The sequence below is a fragment of the Streptomyces sp. CRN 30 genome (genome assembly GCF_034105845.1).
Genome location: NZ_JAVRHI010000327.1, coordinates 1 through 16,706, shown reverse-complemented (window position 1 = coordinate 16,706; position 16,706 = coordinate 1). Strand labels below are relative to the sequence as shown.

General features: G+C 72.3%; 14 protein-coding genes. 8 read left to right on the top strand and 6 right to left on the bottom strand.

Going from position 1 to position 16,706, the window contains the following annotated elements; all coding sequences use genetic code 11:
- The 3 genes from UW392_RS34945 to UW392_RS34935 all read right to left on the bottom strand — a co-directional run.
- On the bottom strand, positions 1–825 hold an 825-nt coding region (locus UW392_RS34945), incomplete at its 3' end, for an acyltransferase (RefSeq protein WP_320779225.1).
- A 149-nt stretch (positions 826–974) separates the two neighbouring features.
- Complete coding sequence (locus UW392_RS34940) at positions 975–1,748, bottom strand: SDR family oxidoreductase (RefSeq protein WP_320779224.1); 774 nt, start codon at positions 1,746–1,748, stop codon at positions 975–977.
- Positions 1,749–1,843: 95 nt separating this feature from the next.
- Entirely contained in the window at positions 1,844–2,533 is a 690-nt protein-coding gene (locus tag UW392_RS34935; protein WP_320779223.1) for an MOSC domain-containing protein, read from the bottom strand.
- Between the two features lie 80 nt (positions 2,534–2,613).
- Between UW392_RS34935 and UW392_RS34930 the strand changes: the two genes are divergently transcribed.
- Positions 2,614–3,510 carry a LysR family transcriptional regulator gene (locus tag UW392_RS34930; protein WP_320779222.1) on the top strand — a complete coding sequence of 299 codons (897 nt, stop codon included), beginning with the start codon at positions 2,614–2,616 and terminating at the stop codon, positions 3,508–3,510.
- 108 nt (positions 3,511–3,618) lie between these two features.
- Here the strand turns inward: UW392_RS34930 and UW392_RS34925 are convergent, their stop codons facing one another.
- Entirely contained in the window at positions 3,619–3,951 is a 333-nt protein-coding gene (locus UW392_RS34925) for a WhiB family transcriptional regulator (protein WP_320779221.1), read from the bottom strand.
- Positions 3,952–4,348: 397 nt separating this feature from the next.
- Here UW392_RS34925 and UW392_RS34920 point away from each other — a divergent pair, with 397 nt between their 5' ends.
- From UW392_RS34920 to UW392_RS34905, 4 genes are all read left to right on the top strand, one after another.
- Positions 4,349–4,960 (top strand): response regulator transcription factor, encoded by a 612-nt coding sequence (locus UW392_RS34920; protein WP_003948568.1) that lies wholly within the window; start codon positions 4,349–4,351, stop codon positions 4,958–4,960.
- A gap of 280 nt (positions 4,961–5,240) precedes the next feature.
- Positions 5,241–5,831 carry a sigma-70 family RNA polymerase sigma factor gene (locus tag UW392_RS34915; RefSeq protein ID WP_320779220.1) on the top strand — a complete coding sequence of 197 codons (591 nt, stop codon included), beginning with the start codon at positions 5,241–5,243 and terminating at the stop codon, positions 5,829–5,831.
- Positions 5,832–5,992: 161 nt separating this feature from the next.
- Positions 5,993–7,495, top strand: coding sequence for an IMP dehydrogenase (guaB, locus tag UW392_RS34910; protein ID WP_320779219.1), 1,503 nt, complete (start codon positions 5,993–5,995; stop codon positions 7,493–7,495).
- Positions 7,496–7,600: 105 nt separating this feature from the next.
- Positions 7,601–8,725, top strand: coding sequence for a GuaB3 family IMP dehydrogenase-related protein (locus UW392_RS34905; protein WP_320779218.1), 1,125 nt, complete (start codon positions 7,601–7,603; stop codon positions 8,723–8,725).
- 344 nt (positions 8,726–9,069) lie between these two features.
- Here UW392_RS34905 and UW392_RS34900 read toward each other — a convergent pair whose 3' ends face one another.
- Positions 9,070–10,278, bottom strand: coding sequence for a nucleotide sugar dehydrogenase (locus UW392_RS34900; RefSeq protein WP_320779217.1), 1,209 nt, complete (start codon positions 10,276–10,278; stop codon positions 9,070–9,072).
- 314 nt (positions 10,279–10,592) lie between these two features.
- Here UW392_RS34900 and UW392_RS34895 point away from each other — a divergent pair, with 314 nt between their 5' ends.
- The gene (locus UW392_RS34895; RefSeq protein WP_320779216.1) at positions 10,593–12,299 is read left to right on the top strand and encodes a glycerol-3-phosphate dehydrogenase/oxidase; all 1,707 of its coding nucleotides are present in this window, start codon (positions 10,593–10,595) and stop codon (positions 12,297–12,299) included.
- Positions 12,300–12,379: 80 nt separating this feature from the next.
- Here UW392_RS34895 and UW392_RS34890 read toward each other — a convergent pair whose 3' ends face one another.
- Entirely contained in the window at positions 12,380–13,423 is a 1,044-nt protein-coding gene (locus tag UW392_RS34890; RefSeq protein ID WP_320779215.1) for a serine hydrolase domain-containing protein, read from the bottom strand.
- A 170-nt stretch (positions 13,424–13,593) separates the two neighbouring features.
- Between UW392_RS34890 and UW392_RS34885 the strand changes: the two genes are divergently transcribed.
- Both UW392_RS34885 and UW392_RS34880 read left to right on the top strand, forming a co-directional pair.
- Positions 13,594–15,639, top strand: coding sequence for a serine/threonine-protein kinase (locus tag UW392_RS34885; protein ID WP_320779214.1), 2,046 nt, complete (start codon positions 13,594–13,596; stop codon positions 15,637–15,639).
- Between the two features lie 187 nt (positions 15,640–15,826).
- Positions 15,827–16,706, top strand: an 880-nt coding sequence (locus tag UW392_RS34880) for a protein kinase (protein WP_320779213.1), incomplete at its 3' end; no start/stop codon positions are given.

Here is a 16,706-nt window from a genome sequence, read left to right as displayed (position 1 = left end):
GAGCCCCGCCGCCCCGGCCGCCCGGCGCGGCACCCGCCGCCACCACCCGGCCGGCACCAGCGCGAGCAGCCCGCCGGCCGCCAGTTCCCAGTACCGGGTGCCGGTGGAGAAGTACGCCGCCCCGGCCGCCTCACGGGTGAGGGTGAGCGCGTAGAGGAAGGAGACGGCCGCGGTCACCGTCAGGGTCCCGGCCAGCCACGGCCGGACGTCGCGGCCCCGGCGGCGGCACCACCACGCCACCGCGACCAGCAGCAGCGGCCACACCACGTAGAACTGTTCCTCGACCGCCAGCGACCAGAAGTGCTGGACCGGGCTGGCCGCGGTGCCCAGCGCCGAGTAGTCGACGGCCTCCGCGGCCTGCCGCCAGTTGACGACGTAGAGCGCCGCGGCGACCACGTCCAGGAAGACGCCGCGCTGATCGGCCGGCGGCACCAGCAGCCAGGCCGCCGTGACGACCGCTGCCAGCACCGCCAGCGCCGACGGCAGCAGCCGCCGCATCCGCCGGGCGTAGAAGCCGGTGAGCGAGACCCGGCCGGAGCGGCGCAGCTCCCGCACCAGCAGGCCGGTGATGAGGAAGCCGGAGATGACGAAGAAGACGTCGACGCCGACGTAACCGCCGGCCAGCCGGGTGACCCCGGCGTGGTACAGCAGCACCAGGCCGATGGCGAGCGCCCGCAGCCCCTCGATGTCGGGGCGGAAGGCGGCGGACGCCGCCGGTCGCGACCCCGTTCTCTGCCGGGGTATCAGCGGCGGGCGCACACCGGGCGGCACCACCTCCGGCGCCCCGCCGCTCCCGCTGGTCGTCGTGATCGGGCCCTCGTGCATCCTCCTTCGCTATCACCCGTCGCTGTGCGTCACCCAGGTCCGCCGACGGGACGTCACACAAGCCGCACAGGAGTCACCAAGGATGCTCACGGTCACGGGCGCCCCTCGGCTACCGGGGCCCGTACTTCCGTCGCCGGGGCGTACTCCCGCTACCGGGGCCCGTACTTCCGCCCCGTCCGCGAGCTGATCGAGCCCAGCACCCCGCGCGGCACCAGCTTCGCCGCGCCCAGCAGCGCCTTGTACCGGGCGTCCGGGATCGACAGCGACTTGCCCCGGGCCAGGTCGTCGAGGGCCGCCGCGACCAGCTTGTCGGCGTCCAGCCACATCCAGTTCGGGATGTTGTCCGTGCCCATCCCGGCCCGGGAGTGGAACTCCGTACGCACGAAGCCGGGAGCCAGCGCCATCAGCCGTACGCCGCTGCCGGCCAGGTCCTTCGCCACGCCCTGGGTGAACTGCACGACCCACGCCTTGGACGCGCCGTACGTGCCGCGCGGGACGAACGCCGCGACCGAGGCCACGTTCACCACGCCGCCCCGGCCGCGCTCGCGCATCGCCTCCGTCGCCGCCGACGTCAGCCGCAGCACCGCCTCGCAGTGCACCTTGAGCATCCGCAGCTCATCGGCCATGGACACGTCGAGGAAACGGCCCTTGTTGCCGAAACCGGCATTGTTGATCAGCAGGTCGACCGGGCTCCTGCCGTCGCCCAGCCGGGCGGCCACCGTCTCGATGCCCCGGTCCTCGGCCAGGTCGGCCGTCAGGACCTCGGCCTCGATGCCGTGCCGGTCGTGCAGCTCGGTGGCCTGCGCCCGCAGCCGCTCGGTGTCGCGGGCGACCAGCACCAGGTCGTGTCCGCCGGCCGCCAGCCGCCGCGCGAAGGCGGCGCCGATGCCTGACGTCGATCCCGTAATCAATGCCGTTGTCATGGCGCAAGGTTAGTGACCCGGACCGGCACCGTCCGGATCGCTCACCGAGCCTTCGACCGGTGAAGCGCCGGTGAAGGGACGACAGGCCCCGCTTGTCAGGGCGACGGGACGGCCGGGACGGCCTCCGCCCGCAGCCCCTCGGCGTACGCCCGCGCCTTCTCCCGCGCCCGCGGGTGCAGCGCGTCGCCCGCCGCCAGCAGCCGGGGCAGCAGCTCCCGCTCGGTGGTCACCGCGCGGAACTGCATCGCGACCGTCACCTCGTGGCCCGGCCGGTACACGATCTCGACCGGGTCGCCCGCCCGCACCTCACCGGGTTCGATCACCCGCAGGTACGCGCCCGGCGTCACCGCCCGCGTGAACCGCTTCACCCACTGCTTCTCACCCAGGTGGCCCTGAAACGTCCGGCAGGGAACTCGTCCGCTGGTCACCTCGAGCAGCACCTCGCCGCCGATCCGCCAGCGCTCGCCGATCAGCGCGCCCGAGACGTCCACGCCCACGGTGGTGAGGTTCTCGCCGAACACGCCGTCGGACAGCGACCGCCCCAGCTCGCGCTCCCAGCCGTCGAGGTCCTCGCGGGCCACCGCGTACACCGCCTGGTCGGCGCCGCCGTGGAAGCGGGTGTCGCACACCGCGTCCCCGGCCACGCCGCTCGCGCCGTCCGGTCCCGGCGCCGCGATCCGCACCGGCCCCCGGACCGGCCGCTTGTCGATGCCGGTCACCCCTTGCGGATGGTCGGAGTACGGCACGGACACCGGCCGGCCCACGTTCACAGACTGAAGCTTCATGGAGAAACGGTAAGAGATCGCGGTCAAAGCGTCGACGCGTTTTTCGCGATCCGATCAAAGCGTCGCTTATCCTCGATCGTGTGATCGAAGCTCGTCATCTCCGTGTGCTGCGCGCCGTGGCCGCGACCGGCTCCTTCTCCGCGGCGGGCCGCGCGCTGGGCTGCACCCAGCCCGCCGTCAGCCAGCAGATGAAGGCCCTGGAGGCGTCCGTCGGCACCCCGCTGCTCGTCCGCGGCCCCCGCGACATGCGGCTGACCCAGGCCGGCGAGGCCCTGGTCCGGCACGCCGCGGGCATCCTCGCCGGGCTCACCGCCGCCGAGGAGGAGGTCGCCGCCATCGCCGGACTGCGGGCCGGCCGGGTCCGCCTCGTCTCCTTCCCCAGCGGCAGCTCCACCCTCGTACCCACCGCCCTGGCCGCGCTGCGCGCCGCCCACCCCGGCACCCGCGTCTCCCTGGAGGAGGCCGAACCGCCGGCCTCGGTCACGCTGCTGCGCGAGGGCGACTGCGACGTGGCGCTCAGCTTCCGCTACGGCGGCGCGGCGGGCGCCGGGGAGTGGGAGGACCTCGTCGTGCGGCCGCTCCTCGACGACCGGCTCGTGGCGCTGGTGCCCGAGGCGCACCGGCTGGCGGACGCGGAGTCCGTGGCCATCGGGGAACTGGCCGGCGAGCCGTGGATCGCGGGCTGCCCGCGCTGCCGAGGCCAGCTGGTCGAGGTCTGCGAGGCGGCCGGGTTCTCGCCGCGCATCGACTTCGCCACCGACGACTACCCGGCCGTCGTCGGCCTGGTCGGCGCCGGTCTCGGAGTCGCCGTACTGCCCCAGCTCGCCGTCGACTCCGTACGGCCGCGCGGGGCGCGCACGGTGCGGCTGGAGCCGGCGGTGCGGCGGGAGATCGTCGCGCTCACGCTGCCCGACCTGGCGCAGGTACCGGCCGTGGCGGCCACGCTGGACGAACTGGAGCGGGCGGCGGGCCACTGACGGCCACGCGCGCGTACGCACGTGAGCCGCAGGCGTCTCGTACGCACGTGAGCCGCAGGCGTCCTGTACGCACGTCCCCACAGGCGTTTTGCGGAAAAACGTTTCGCTTCACTCGTGGCCGGAGACGTCGGTGCCGGCCGCCGACGCCGCGGGCACCAGCCGGTTGCGCGCCCGGCCCATGAGTTCCTCGCGCTCGTCCTCGGTCAGTCCGCCCCACACGCCGTACGGCTCGCGCACCGCCAGCGCGTGCGCCGCGCACTCGGCGCGGACCGGACATCTCATGCAGACCTCCTTGGCCGAGGTCTCACGGGCACTCCGGGCCGCTCCGCGCTCGCCCTCGGGGTGGAAGAAGAGCGAACTGTCCACTCCGCGGCAGGCAGCCAGCAGCTGCCAGTCCCACAGGTCCGCGTTAGGTCCGGGAAGGCGGGAGAAGTCTGCCATTGCGTGACCCCTTGTAACCGATATGGGTGGATGCCGGGATCCAGCTTCCACGATCGCACAACTACGATCTAAGGAGATGAAAATATGACTCTTTGCGAATCTAGTGGCAGACACCGCTGAAGTGGAAGAAAAGCGGCTAAATGGGGCATAGGTTGTGATGAAAGCTTGAGGGTCTCCCGCGCGTGACTGCAACGTGTCCGTCCCCTCACGTAGAGTGCCGAAGACGACACACAGCCCCGTAACTCTTTCGAGTGACCGTCGTTGAGAGTGCGGAGGCGGTTGAAGGAACAAGCGCTCGGGCGGGCGTCCGAGACGGTGACCGCACAGGTGACGATTTCGTACCAGCCTGGAGGCTCAAGGTGACGCGCAGCAGCTGTGAGAGCCGCGGAGGACAGCCATGACATCCGTCCTCGTCTGCGACGACTCCCCGCTCGCCCGGGAGGCGCTCCGCCGCGCGGTCGCGACCGTGCCCGGCGTCGAGCGCGTGACGACGGCCGCCAACGGCGAGGAAGTCCTCCGCCGCTGGGGTGCCGACCGCTCCGACCTGATCTTGATGGACGTGCGCATGCCCGGTCTGGGCGGTGTCGAGACCGTACGGCGGCTGCTCTCCGCCGACCCGGGCGCACGGATCATCATGCTCACGGTCGCCGAAGACCTCGACGGGGTGGCCCTCGCGGTCGCCGCCGGCGCCCGTGGCTACCTGCACAAGGACGCCTCGCGCGCCGAACTGCGCGCCACGGTCACCCAGGCCCTCGCCGACCCGACCTGGCGGCTCGCCCCGCGGCGGCTGCGCTCGGCCGAGATGGGTGCCGCGCCCACGCTCACCGCGCGTGAGATCCAGGTCCTGGAGGGCATGAGCCACGGCCGTTCCAACGCGGAGATCGGACGTGAGCTGTTCCTCTCCGAGGACACCGTCAAGACCCATGCCCGGCGGCTCTTCAAGAAGCTCGGCGCCTCGGACCGGGCACACGCGGTGGCGCTCGGTTTCCGGTGGGGCCTGGTCCGCTAGGACACCCCCGTGAGGCGGAGACCCACGGGATGCGACGGCAGTGCGGCGAACCCCGCTTACCGCCAGGTGAGCGGGGGTGACAAGGTGAACCGCCGGGTGCCCGCTGCTCGTTTCGGCGCCGATGCCGCATCCTTGAGGTGTGGAGTTCCTCGGGGACGAGTCGGTCGAGCGGGAGGGGAGGGCGCAGGGCATGGCTTCCGGCGCACCTGCTCATAACGCTTCGGTGCACAACAACGGGCGCGGTGGAGCGGACGCGACAGCGGCAGGGCACCATGGACCGATGCGCGACGACGAGACGGCCCCCGGACAAGGGGGAACAGTCGGTGCGCTCGTCCACCGCGCCGTAGACGGGGACGAGCAGGCCACGCACGACCTGCTCGCCCATGTCCATCCGCTGGCGCTGCGCTACTGCCGCACCCGCCTGTCCCGGCTGCCCGGCGACGCGCGTCACTTCGTCGAGGACCTCGCCCAGGAGGTCTGTGTAGCGGTGCTCCTCGCACTGCCCCGCTACAAGGACACCGGCCGCCCCTTCGAGGCGTTCGTCTTCGCCATCGCCGCCCACAAGGTCGCCGACCTGCAACGCGCCGCCATGCGCGGGCCCGGCTCCACGGTCGTGCCGTCCGACGAGATGCCCGAGCGCCCGGACGACTCGCTCGGCCCCGAGGAGCGCGCCCTGCTCAGCAGCGACGCCGAGTGGGCCAAGAAACTCCTGGCCAACCTCCCCGACAACCAGCGGGAGCTGCTCCTGCTGCGCATCGCCGTGGGGCTCACGGCCGAGGAGACCGGGCAGATGTTGGGAATGTCACCCGGTGCCGTCCGCGTGGCGCAGCACCGCGCGCTGAGCAGGCTGCGGGCCCTGGCGGAGCAGTAATGGCCCGTCGAGCGGGCGCTGGTGGCTTCGTTGAACAGACGGCCCATGTCTTTCGTACGAACATACGGTGGTCATGAGTGTCCTTGATCGTGGAATGAGCCACCCTCACTTCCCGTTAGCATGGACATCCGCACCGATCAAGGCCATTTGGGGAAGGTGTCATGACTGCGAACGTCGACGGAGTGCCCGGTAAATTCGCGACACTCGGGCTGACCTACGACGACGTGCTGCTGCTGCCGGGCGCCTCCGCGGTGCTCCCGAACGCGGTCGACACCTCGTCCCGTGTCTCGCGCAACGTCCGGGTCAGCATCCCGCTGCTCTCGGCGGCGATGGACAAGGTGACCGAGTCCCGCATGGCGATCGCGATGGCCCGCCAGGGCGGCGTCGGCGTGCTGCACCGCAACCTCTCCATCGAGGACCAGGCCAACCAGGTCGACCTGGTCAAGCGCTCCGAGTCCGGCATGGTGGCCAACCCCATCACCATCGGCCCGGACGCGACCCTCGGCGAGGCCGACGCGCTGTGCGCCAAGTTCCGCATCAGCGGCGTGCCGGTCACCGACGGCTCCGGCAAGCTGCTCGGCATCGTCACCAACCGTGACATGGCCTTCGAGACCGACCGCGCCCGGCAGGTGCGCGAGGTCATGACGCCGATGCCGCTGGTCACCGGCAAGGTCGGCATCTCCGGCGTCGACGCCATGGAGCTGCTGCGCCGCCACAAGATCGAGAAGCTTCCGCTGGTCGACGACGCCGGTGTCCTCAAGGGCCTGATCACCGTCAAGGACTTCGTCAAGGCCGAGCAGTACCCGCACGCCGCGAAGGACGCCGAGGGCCGGCTCATCGTCGGCGCCGCCGTGGGCGCCAGCCCCGAGGCGCTCGACCGGGCCCAGGCGCTCGCCGAGGCCGGCGTGGACTTCCTCGTCGTCGACACCTCGCACGGCCACAACAGCAACGCGCTGAGCTGGATGGCGAAGATCAAGTCGAGCGTCGGCGTCGACGTCATCGGCGGCAACATCGCCACCCGCGACGGCGCCCAGGCGCTCATCGACGCCGGTGTGGACGGCATCAAGGTGGGTGTCGGCCCCGGCTCGATCTGCACCACCCGCGTGGTCGCCGGCATCGGCGTCCCGCAGGTCACCGCCATCTACGAGGCGTCCCTCGCGGCCCGCGAGGCCGGGGTCCCGCTGATCGGCGACGGCGGCCTGCAGTACTCCGGCGACATCGGCAAGGCGCTGGCCGCCGGCGCCGACACCGTGATGCTGGGCAGCCTCCTCGCGGGCTGCGAGGAGTCGCCGGGCGAGCTGCAGTTCATCAACGGCAAGCAGTTCAAGTCCTACCGCGGCATGGGTTCGCTGGGCGCGATGCAATCCCGCGGCCAGGCGAAGTCGTACTCCAAGGACCGCTACTTCCAGGCCGAGGTCGCCTCCGACGACAAGCTCGTGCCCGAGGGCATCGAGGGCCAGGTGCCCTACCGCGGCCCGCTGGCCAACGTGCTGCACCAGCTCGTCGGCGGCCTGCGCCAGACCATGGGCTACGTCGGCGCGGAGACGATCGAGGAGATGGAGTCCAAGGGCCGGTTCGTGCGGATCACCTCCGCCGGCCTCAAGGAGAGCCACCCGCACGACATCCAGATGACCGTCGAGGCGCCGAACTACAGCCGCAAGTAGCCGACGCGCCGGTCGAGGGCGGCCCCGGAGCAACCGGGGCCGCCCTCGTTCTGTGCGTCGGGGATACTGGGAAGCGCTGCAACGCATGAGGGAAAGGCCACAGACGTGACTGAGATCGAGATCGGGCGCGGCAAGCGCGGCCGCCGGGCGTACGCCTTCGACGACATCGCCGTCGTCCCCAGCCGCCGTACGCGGGACCCGAAGGAGGTCTCGATCGCCTGGCAGATCGACGCCTACCGCTTCGAGCTGCCGTTCCTGGCGGCGCCCATGGACTCGGTCGTCTCCCCGGCCACCGCGATCCGCATCGGCGAGCTGGGTGGCCTCGGCGTCCTCAACCTCGAAGGGCTCTGGACGCGGTACGAGGACCCGCAGCCGCTGCTCGACGAGATCGTCGGCCTCGACGCGGAGACCGCGACACGCCGCCTCCAGGAGATCTACGCCGCGCCCATCCGCGAGGAGCTGATCGGGCAGCGGATCAAGGAGGTGCGCGACTCGGGCGTGGTCACCGCCGCCGCGCTCTCCCCGCAGCGCACCGCCCAGTTCTCCAAGGCCGTCGTCGACGCGGGCGTGGACATCTTCGTCATCCGCGGCACGACCGTCTCCGCGGAGCACGTCTCCGGCGCCGCCGAGCCGCTGAACCTGAAGCAGTTCATCTACGAGCTGGACGTCCCGGTGATCGTCGGCGGCTGCGCCACCTACACCGCGGCCCTGCACCTGATGCGGACCGGCGCGGCGGGCGTCCTCGTCGGCTTCGGCGGCGGCGCCGCGCACACCACGCGCAACGTGCTGGGCATCCAGGTCCCGATGGCCACCGCCGTCGCGGACGTGGCGGCGGCCCGCCGTGACTACATGGACGAGTCCGGCGGCCGGTACGTGCACGTCATCGCGGACGGCGGCGTCGGCTGGTCCGGCGACCTGCCCAAGGCGATCGCCTGCGGTGCCGACTCGGTGATGATGGGCTCCCCGCTCGCGCGCGGCACCGACGCGCCGGGCAAGGGCCACCACTGGGGCATGGAGGCCGTCAACGAGGAGCTGCCGCGCGGCAAGAAGGTCGACCTCGGCACGGTGGGCACGGTCGAGGAGATCCTCACCGGCCCGTCCCACACCCCCGACGGCTCGATGAACCTCTTCGGCGCGCTGCGCCGCGCGATGGCCACCACGGGCTACAGCGAGCTGAAGGAGTTCCAGCGCGTCGAGGTGACGGTGGCGGACTCGCAGCACCGGCGGTAACCAGGCCGCACGGCTCCGCACGGAGGCCGGTCACTCCCTGAGAAGGGGGCGGACCGGCCTTTTCGCGTTCCAGGGCGCCTTCAGGGCGTGACTAGAGCGTGACGCGGGAGCGCGCAGGGCCCGGATCTGTCTGCGGATGGTGAAGTGCCGGAGGAGGTGGATTCTGCGGATTTTCGGATGGTGAGCGGCCGCCCCCACAAGGACTAGGGGCGGACACTCCGTGAACCATCAGGAGCCTGCCGCAGTGCCCCCTGCGGTGGGCTCCGCCACGTTCCTACGGTACCCACCCTCCGCCTCCGCCACCACCAACCCCGTGGCACGGGCGGGTTCCGCGCGCCCCCTCTTCACAACCGGTGCGCCGCCCCCGTAGGGGTCGCTCCCCGTGTGTCCAGGAGGAGCTGGGCCTTCACGGAGAGGCCCTGGAGGTCGTACGTGCGGTGCTGCTGGAGCAGGATCGTCAGGTCCGCGTCGGCGGCGGCCTCGTAGAGGGAGTCGGCGCGGGGGATCGGGCGGTCCAGGATGTTCCAGGCGGGGATGTGCGGGTCGTGGTAGCTGACCGAGGCGCCCATCGACATCAGCCGGGCGGCCACCTCCTGTGCCGGGGTGGCCTGCTGGTCGGCCAGATCGGCCTTGTACGTCACGCCGAGGAGCAGGACCCGGGCCCCGCGCGCGGACTTGCCGTGCTCGTTGAGGAGGGCGGCGGCGCGCTGGACGACGTAGCGCGGCATCTGACTGTTGACCTGCTGGGCCAGTTCCACCATGCGCAGGCCGCGGGGGGCGTGGCCGGTGAGGTCCTGGGGGACGGAGTGGCCGCCGACGCCGGGGCCGGGGCGGAAGGTCTGGAAGCCGAACGGCTTGGTCTCCGCGCAGCGGATGACGTCCCAGAGGTCGACGCCGAGGTCGTGACAGAGGACGGACATCTCGTTCACGAGGGCGATGTTCACGTGCCGGAAGTTGGTCTCCAGGAGCTGCACCGTCTCCGCCTCTCGCGGGCCACGCGCGCGTACCACCTTGTCGGTGAGCCGGCCGTAGAACGCCGCGGCCGACTCCGTGCAGGCCGGGGTGAGGCCGCCGATGACCTTCGGGGTGTTGGCGGGGGTGAAGTCGCGATTGCCGGGGTCGACCCGGCTGGGGGAGTACGCGAGGTGAAAGTCGCGCCCCGCGCGGAGACCGGAACCCTCCTCCAGGACCGGGCGGAGGAACTCCTCCGTCGTCCCGGGGCGCACCGGCGACTCCAGGATCACCGTGGTGTGCGGTCGCAGGTGCGCGGCGAGCGTGCGGGCCGCGGCCTCCACCTGGCCGAGGTCGGGGCCGCCGTCCCCGCCCGGCGGGGTCGGCGCGCAGATGACCGCCGTACGCACCCGGCCCAGCTCGGCGGGGCCCGCGGCCGTCCGGAAGCCGCCCGCGAGCATCCGGCGCACCTCGGCGGGGCTCAGGGAGCCGGCCTCGGGGCCGGTGCGGTAGCCGAGGGTGGGGATGCCGGCGGCGATGGCGGCCTGGGCCAGGGGCAGGCCGTAGGGGCCGAGTCCGATGACGGCGAGATCTGCGGGCATGGCGTGGGCCGTCCTTCCCAGTAGCCGGAGCGGGACAGGTGCGCAAGCCCTGTGGACAGAACGGGCGAGCACAACGTCAGACTAGGAGTAAATATGACCGATATGTGGGATTGGTCGGTCGAGTTTCGCCAGATGTCGGCGGCGGCGACCGCTCCGGCCGCCCGGAGGTTGTCCACAGGCCGGCGGCCCGTGGTGGCTGAAGCCGGGCAACCCGGTCAGAATTCGGGCATGGGGGGTACAGGGAACAACCGGGCTTCGCCTGATCGACGGGTGCGGCCGACCTGACCGATCGACGTCATCAGCGGGAGGCAGCGGTGAGGACAGCGACACTGGGCCCGGCGCAGCGCGCCGAGTCGCTCGCGGCCATGGCCGAGCGGGAACTGGACGTGCTGGTCGTCGGCGGAGGCGTGGTGGGCGCGGGCACGGCCCTCGACGCCGTGACCCGCGGACTGTCCACCGGCCTGGTCGAGGCGCGCGACTGGGCGTCCGGCACCTCCAGCCGCTCCAGCAAACTGATCCACGGCGGTCTGCGCTACCTGGAGATGCTCGACTTCGCGCTCGTGCGGGAGGCGCTGAAGGAGCGGGGTCTGCTGCTGGAGCGGCTCGCCCCGCATCTGGTGAAACCGGTGCCGTTCCTGTACCCGCTCCAGCACAAGGGCTGGGAGCGGCTGTACGCCGGTTCCGGCGTCGCGCTCTACGACGCCATGTCGATGGCCCGCGGGCACGGCCGGGGCCTGCCGGTCCACCGGCACCTGACCCGCCGTCACGCCCTGCGCGTGGCACCGGCACTGAAGAAGGACGCCCTGGTCGGCGCGCTCCAGTACTACGACGCCCAGATGGACGACGCCCGCTTCGTCGCGACCCTCGTCCGCACGGCGGCCTCCTACGGAGCCCCGGTCGCCAACCGCGCGCGGGTCACCGGATTCCTGCGCGAGGGCGAACGGGTCGTCGGCGCCCGCGTCGAGGACGTCGAGGCCGGCGGCACCTACGAGATCCGGGCCAAGCAGATCGTGAACGCCACGGGCGTGTGGACGGACGACACGCAGTCGCTGGTGGGGGAGCGCGGCCAGTTCCACGTACGCGCTTCCAAGGGCATCCACCTCGTCGTCCCCAAGGACCGCATCCACTCCTCCACCGGGCTGATCCTGCGCACCGAGAAGTCCGTGCTGTTCGTCATCCCCTGGGGCCGGCACTGGATCATCGGCACCACCGACACCGACTGGGACCTCGACAAGGCCCACCCGGCCGCCTCCAGCGCCGACATCGACTACCTCCTTGAGCATGTGAACTCCGTCCTTTCGACGCCGCTGACCAGGGACGACGTTCAGGGCGTGTACGCGGGGCTGCGGCCGCTGCTGGCCGGCGAGTCGGACGCCACCAGCAAGCTGTCGCGCGAGCACACCGTCGCCCACCCGGCGCCGGGCCTGGTCGTCGTGGCGGGCGGCAAGTACACGACGTACCGGGTGATGGCGAAGGACGCGGTGGACGAGGCCGTGCACGGGCTCGACATGCGCGTCGCCGACTGCGTCACCGAGGAGGTGCCGCTGCTGGGCGCGGAGGGCTTCCCGGCGCTGTGGAACGCGCGGGCGCGCGTCGCCGCCGAGACCGGGCTTCATGTGGTGCGCGTGGAGCACCTGCTCAACCGGTACGGCACCCACGCCGAGGAGGTGCTGGAGCTGATCGCCGCCGATCCCTCCCTCGGCGACCCGTTGCAGGCCGCCGACGACTATCTGCGGGCGGAGATCGTGTACGCCGCCTCGCACGAAGGGGCGCGGCACCTGGACGACGTGCTCACCCGCCGCACCCGGATCTCCATCGAGACCTTCGACCGGGGCACGCGCAGCGCCCGCGAGGCCGCCGAGCTGATGGCACCGGTGCTGGGCTGGGACAAGGACCAGATGGAACGGGAGGTACAGCACTACGAGAAGCGGGTGGAGGCCGAACGGGAGTCGCAGCGCCAGCCCGACGACCTGACCGCGGACGCGGCACGGCTGGGAGCGCCGGACATCCTGCCGCTGTGACCCCGCCGTCCGGGAGGTGGCTCGGGGGTTCACTCGAACGGGTGTAGGAAGTCGGGATCTCCGTGCGAGGTCCGGCCGTTCTACCGGGTGCGGGGACAGAACTCGGCGGCGAGCAACGCGGGCTCCAGGCCGGGGGACGCGACCGCGTCCGTGTTCACCCGGAAGGTCAGGACACGACGGCCGTCGACGGTGGCAGCGGTGCGCACATAGCTGCCGGCTATGCGCCCCGTATGTCCCCACACCGTCACGCCGCAGTCCAGCCGCCGGGGGAACAGGCCCATGCCGTACGAGCCGTGTGCGGCGCGGGTGTCCAGCATCTCGCGCAGCCAGCGCGGGGACAGCAGTTCGCCGCCGAGGAGCGCCGCGTAGAAGCGGTCCAGGTCGGCGAGGGTCGTCACCAGCTCGCCCGCGGCTCCGGCCACCCGCGGGTCGAGGACGGTGACATCGGCGCCGTCGGCGGCGTAGGCGTGCCCGTGCGGCGCGGGGAGAGAAGTGCGGGAACCGGGGAAGGAGGTGCCGTTGAGACCCAGGGGAGTGATCAGCCGGCGTTCGGCCTCGGCGGCGTAGGAGTGGCCGGTAATCCGCTCGACCACCAGGCCGAGCAGCACGTAGTTGGTGTTGGAGTAGGAGAAGCGGCCGCGGTCGGCCGGGGGGTGGGTGAGCGCGATGCGTACGGCCTGAAGAGGCGTCACGGGGACGGTGCCCCCGGTGTCCGCGGTGAAGTCGTACAGGCCGCTGGTGTGGGTCAGCAGGTGGCGCAGGGTCAGCGCGCGCCCGTCGTTGCCGGCTCCGCGCACCAGGCCGGGCAGGTACGTCTCCACGGGGTCGGTGAGCGACAGGCGATGTTCGGCGGCCAGTTGCAGCACGACGGTCGCGACGAAGGTCTTCGTGACGCTGCCCCCGCGGAAGTGGTCGGCCCGGTCGATGTCCTGACCGGCCTCGGCGTACCGGGTGCCGTCGTCCTCCCGGACGAGCAGCGCCGCGGCGGGGGCGCCACCCCGCGTGACCAGCGGTGCGAGGAACGCGTCGTCCGCCGGTGCCGTGTGCGGCGACGCGGCGGCCCGGGGCAGCGCGACGAGGACCAGAACCACGGCGGCGGCCAGAAGCGTCCGTACCGGTGGCATCGCGGTTCCTCCCTTGTCACACCCATCTTCCAAGGCGGCGGAATGCCCGCCTCACCGGGTCTCCCGGCGTGGCGGACCGCGGGGCGCGGTCAGGGGCCCCCTGGGCGTCGAGCACTTGTCGGGTGAGAGACAATGAAGGCTCTGTCAGGGCGGGTTGCATGAGGGGACGCATGTCGGAGGCGGAGCGGGCGGGTACACCCCGAACGGACAAGAGCGCACGTCTCCTCGCCGGGCGGTACCGGCTGGGAGATGTGCTCGGCCGCGGCGGCATGGGGACGGTGTGGCGGGCGCAGGACGAGACCCTCGGACGCACGGTCGCCGTCAAGGAGCTGCGGTTTCCGACCAACATCGACGAGGAGGAGAAGCGGCGGCTGATCACGCGGACGCTGCGCGAGGCGAAGGCCATCGCGCGTATCCGCAACAACAGTGCCGTGACCGTCTTCGACGTGGTCGAGGAGGACGACCGGCCGTGGATCGTGATGGAACTCGTCGAGGGCAAGTCGCTCGCCGAGGTCATCCGCGAGGACGGTCTGCTGGAGCCCAGGCGGGCGGCCGAGGTGGGCCTCGCCATCCTGGACGTCCTGCGGTCCGCGCACCGCGAGGGCATCCTGCACCGTGACGTGAAGCCGTCGAACGTGCTGATCGGCGCGGACGGCCGGGTCGTGCTGACCGACTTCGGCATCGCCCAGGTGGAGGGCGACCCGTCCATCACCTCCACCGGCATGCTCGTCGGCGCGCCCTCCTACATCTCCCCGGAGCGTGCCCGCGGGCACAAGCCGGGTCCGGCGGCCGACCTGTGGTCGCTGGGCGGGCTGCTGTACGCGGCGGTGGAGGGAACTCCGCCGTACGACAAGGGTTCCGCGATCGCGACGCTGACCGCGGTGATGACCGAGTCGCTGGAGGAGCCGAAGAACGCGGGCCCGCTGCGGGACGTCATCTACGGGCTGCTCAACAAGGACCCGGCGCAGCGGCTCGACGACGCGGGCGCCCGCGCGCTGCTCAACAAGGTGATCAACGCGCCCGCGAGCGTGCCGGGCGAGCCGCTGGACGCGACGAAGGTCGTGCCGCTGCCCGCCCAGCCGGACGAGCGGTCGGGGCGTGGCGGTTCCGGCGGCCGACGGGGCGAGGAGGCCGGGGAGCGGCTCAAGGGGGCGCTGCGGTCCGTACGGAAGGCCGCGGTGTCCGCGGGTGCGGTCGGGGCGGCGGCGGGAACCCGTGGCAAGTCCCGGAGCGGTTCGGCGGCCGGTACGGGGGCCGGTGGGAGCGCGTCGGCTACGGCCGCGTCCCGGGAGTCCGGGGCCGGGACGGCCACGCCCGCCGCCGGAGCGCCGGGACCCACCGGCAGCGGGAGCGGGAACGGACCGACGGCCGGGCGGAGTTCCGGGTGGCCCGTGATGACGCCGCCCGATCTGCCGTCGCGGCCCGTGCCGAAGGCGTCCCTCACGGACGTCGTGCCCAAGCGCACCCTGGTGATCATCGCGGTCGTCGTCGCGCTCGCCGTGATCGGCACCGTGCTGGCCCTGGTGCTCGGCGGCGACGACGACAACGCCGATGGCGCGAGGAGCGGCGGCGGTGCCGTCTCGGCCGGCGCCAGTGCCAGTGACGAGACCAAGCAGGACGACTCCGGCGCCGGGAGCGCCACGTCGCCGGACGCCTCCACGGACGGTTCGCCGGAGTCGGGCGCGAGCGCGTCCGACGGCGCCGGGGCGGGCGCGGGCGGTTCCGCCGACGAGGACGAGGAAGAGGACGAGGAGGACTCCGGCGCGTCGGGCGGTTCCGACAGCGGCGCCGTGTCCACGCACGACGGGGACCAGGGGTACGAGATAGGGCTGCCCAAGGGCTGGAAGTTCCAGTCCACGGGCTCCGCGGGCGACCGGTTCACCGGCCCGGACGGGCAGAAGCTGCTCGTCGCCTGGACGTCCACCCCCAAGGACGACCCGGTGGCGGACTGGAAGAACCAGGAGCGGTACATGGTCCGCTCCCAGTACCAGAAGATCCGCATAGAGAAGGTGGACTACCGCGGCTGGAACACGGCCGACTGGGAGTTCACCTACGTGGACGGCGGCACCAAGTACCGCACGATCGACCGGGGATTCGTCGTGGACGACGAACAGGGCTACGCCCTGATGTACACCGCGAAGGCCGCCGACTGGAGCGGTGACCAGCGCGAGAGCACCTGGAAGACACTGACGTCCACCTTCGAGCCCGAGCCCTAGACGACCCCGCGCTCCGCCCTTACCCGTCCGCTCCCGAGGAGCGGGCGGGTTTGGTGGTGCCGAGATCTGGCGACACGTCGTTGCGGGTTGACTCCGGCACGTATCGTGAGTGCTTGCGGACCGTACGCAGTAGGAACGGGCCGCTGGGCGAACGGAATTGACCGACCGGGATGCCGGGGGAGGCAACGTGGACGACTACGCGGGACGGGTCCTCGCCGACCGCTACCGGCTTCCGCTGCCGCCCTCCGACGAGTACGAACTCACCGAGACCCGGGCCTTCGACACCTACAGCGGCCAGGAGGTACTGGTCAGGCAGGTGCCGCTGCCCGAGGTCGTCGAGGCCGAGGTGCTCGACGCGGAGGGCCTGCCCGACGGGTTCACCCCGCGTGATGGCGCGCCGCGCCGGCCCGCGCAGCGCTCCTCGGCCGCCCGCGCGACCACGCGGCGCCCGGCCGACCCCGTGGTGCGGCGGGCCGTGGAGGCGGCGCAGGCCGCGGCCGGCATACCCGACCACCCCCGGCTCGACCAGGTCTTCGACGTGTTCGCGGAGGGCGGTTCGCTCTGGGTCGTCAGCGAACTGGTGCCGTCCCGGCCGCTGGCCGCGCTCCTCGCCGAGCAGCCGCTGACGCCGTACCGGGCGGCCGAGATCGCCTCCGACGTCCTCATGGCGCTCAGGGTCCTGCACGCCCACGGCTGGGTGCACCGCAACATCACCGCCCGTACGGTGCTCGTCTGCGACGACGGCCGCGTGATGCTGACCGGGCTGGCGGTCGGCGCGGCGGAGGAGGCGCTGTGCGGCTACGACCCGGTGCCGCCGCCGGAAGGAGCGGAGCCGGAACCTCCGCCCGCGCCGGGACAGGGACCGGGGCCTGGGCCTGGGCCGGGGTCGCGGATGCTGGAGGAGAGCGGTGAGGCCGGTGGTGCCGGCCGCAACGGCTCCGGAGCGTCCCCGTCCGGAGGCGTCATCGATCCCGAGGCCGCGCGCCGGGCCGCCATCCAGGCGCGGGCGGCCGAACTGCCCGGTCAGGGCGGCGGCGAAGCCGCGGCCGACGCGGCCGGACCGCGCG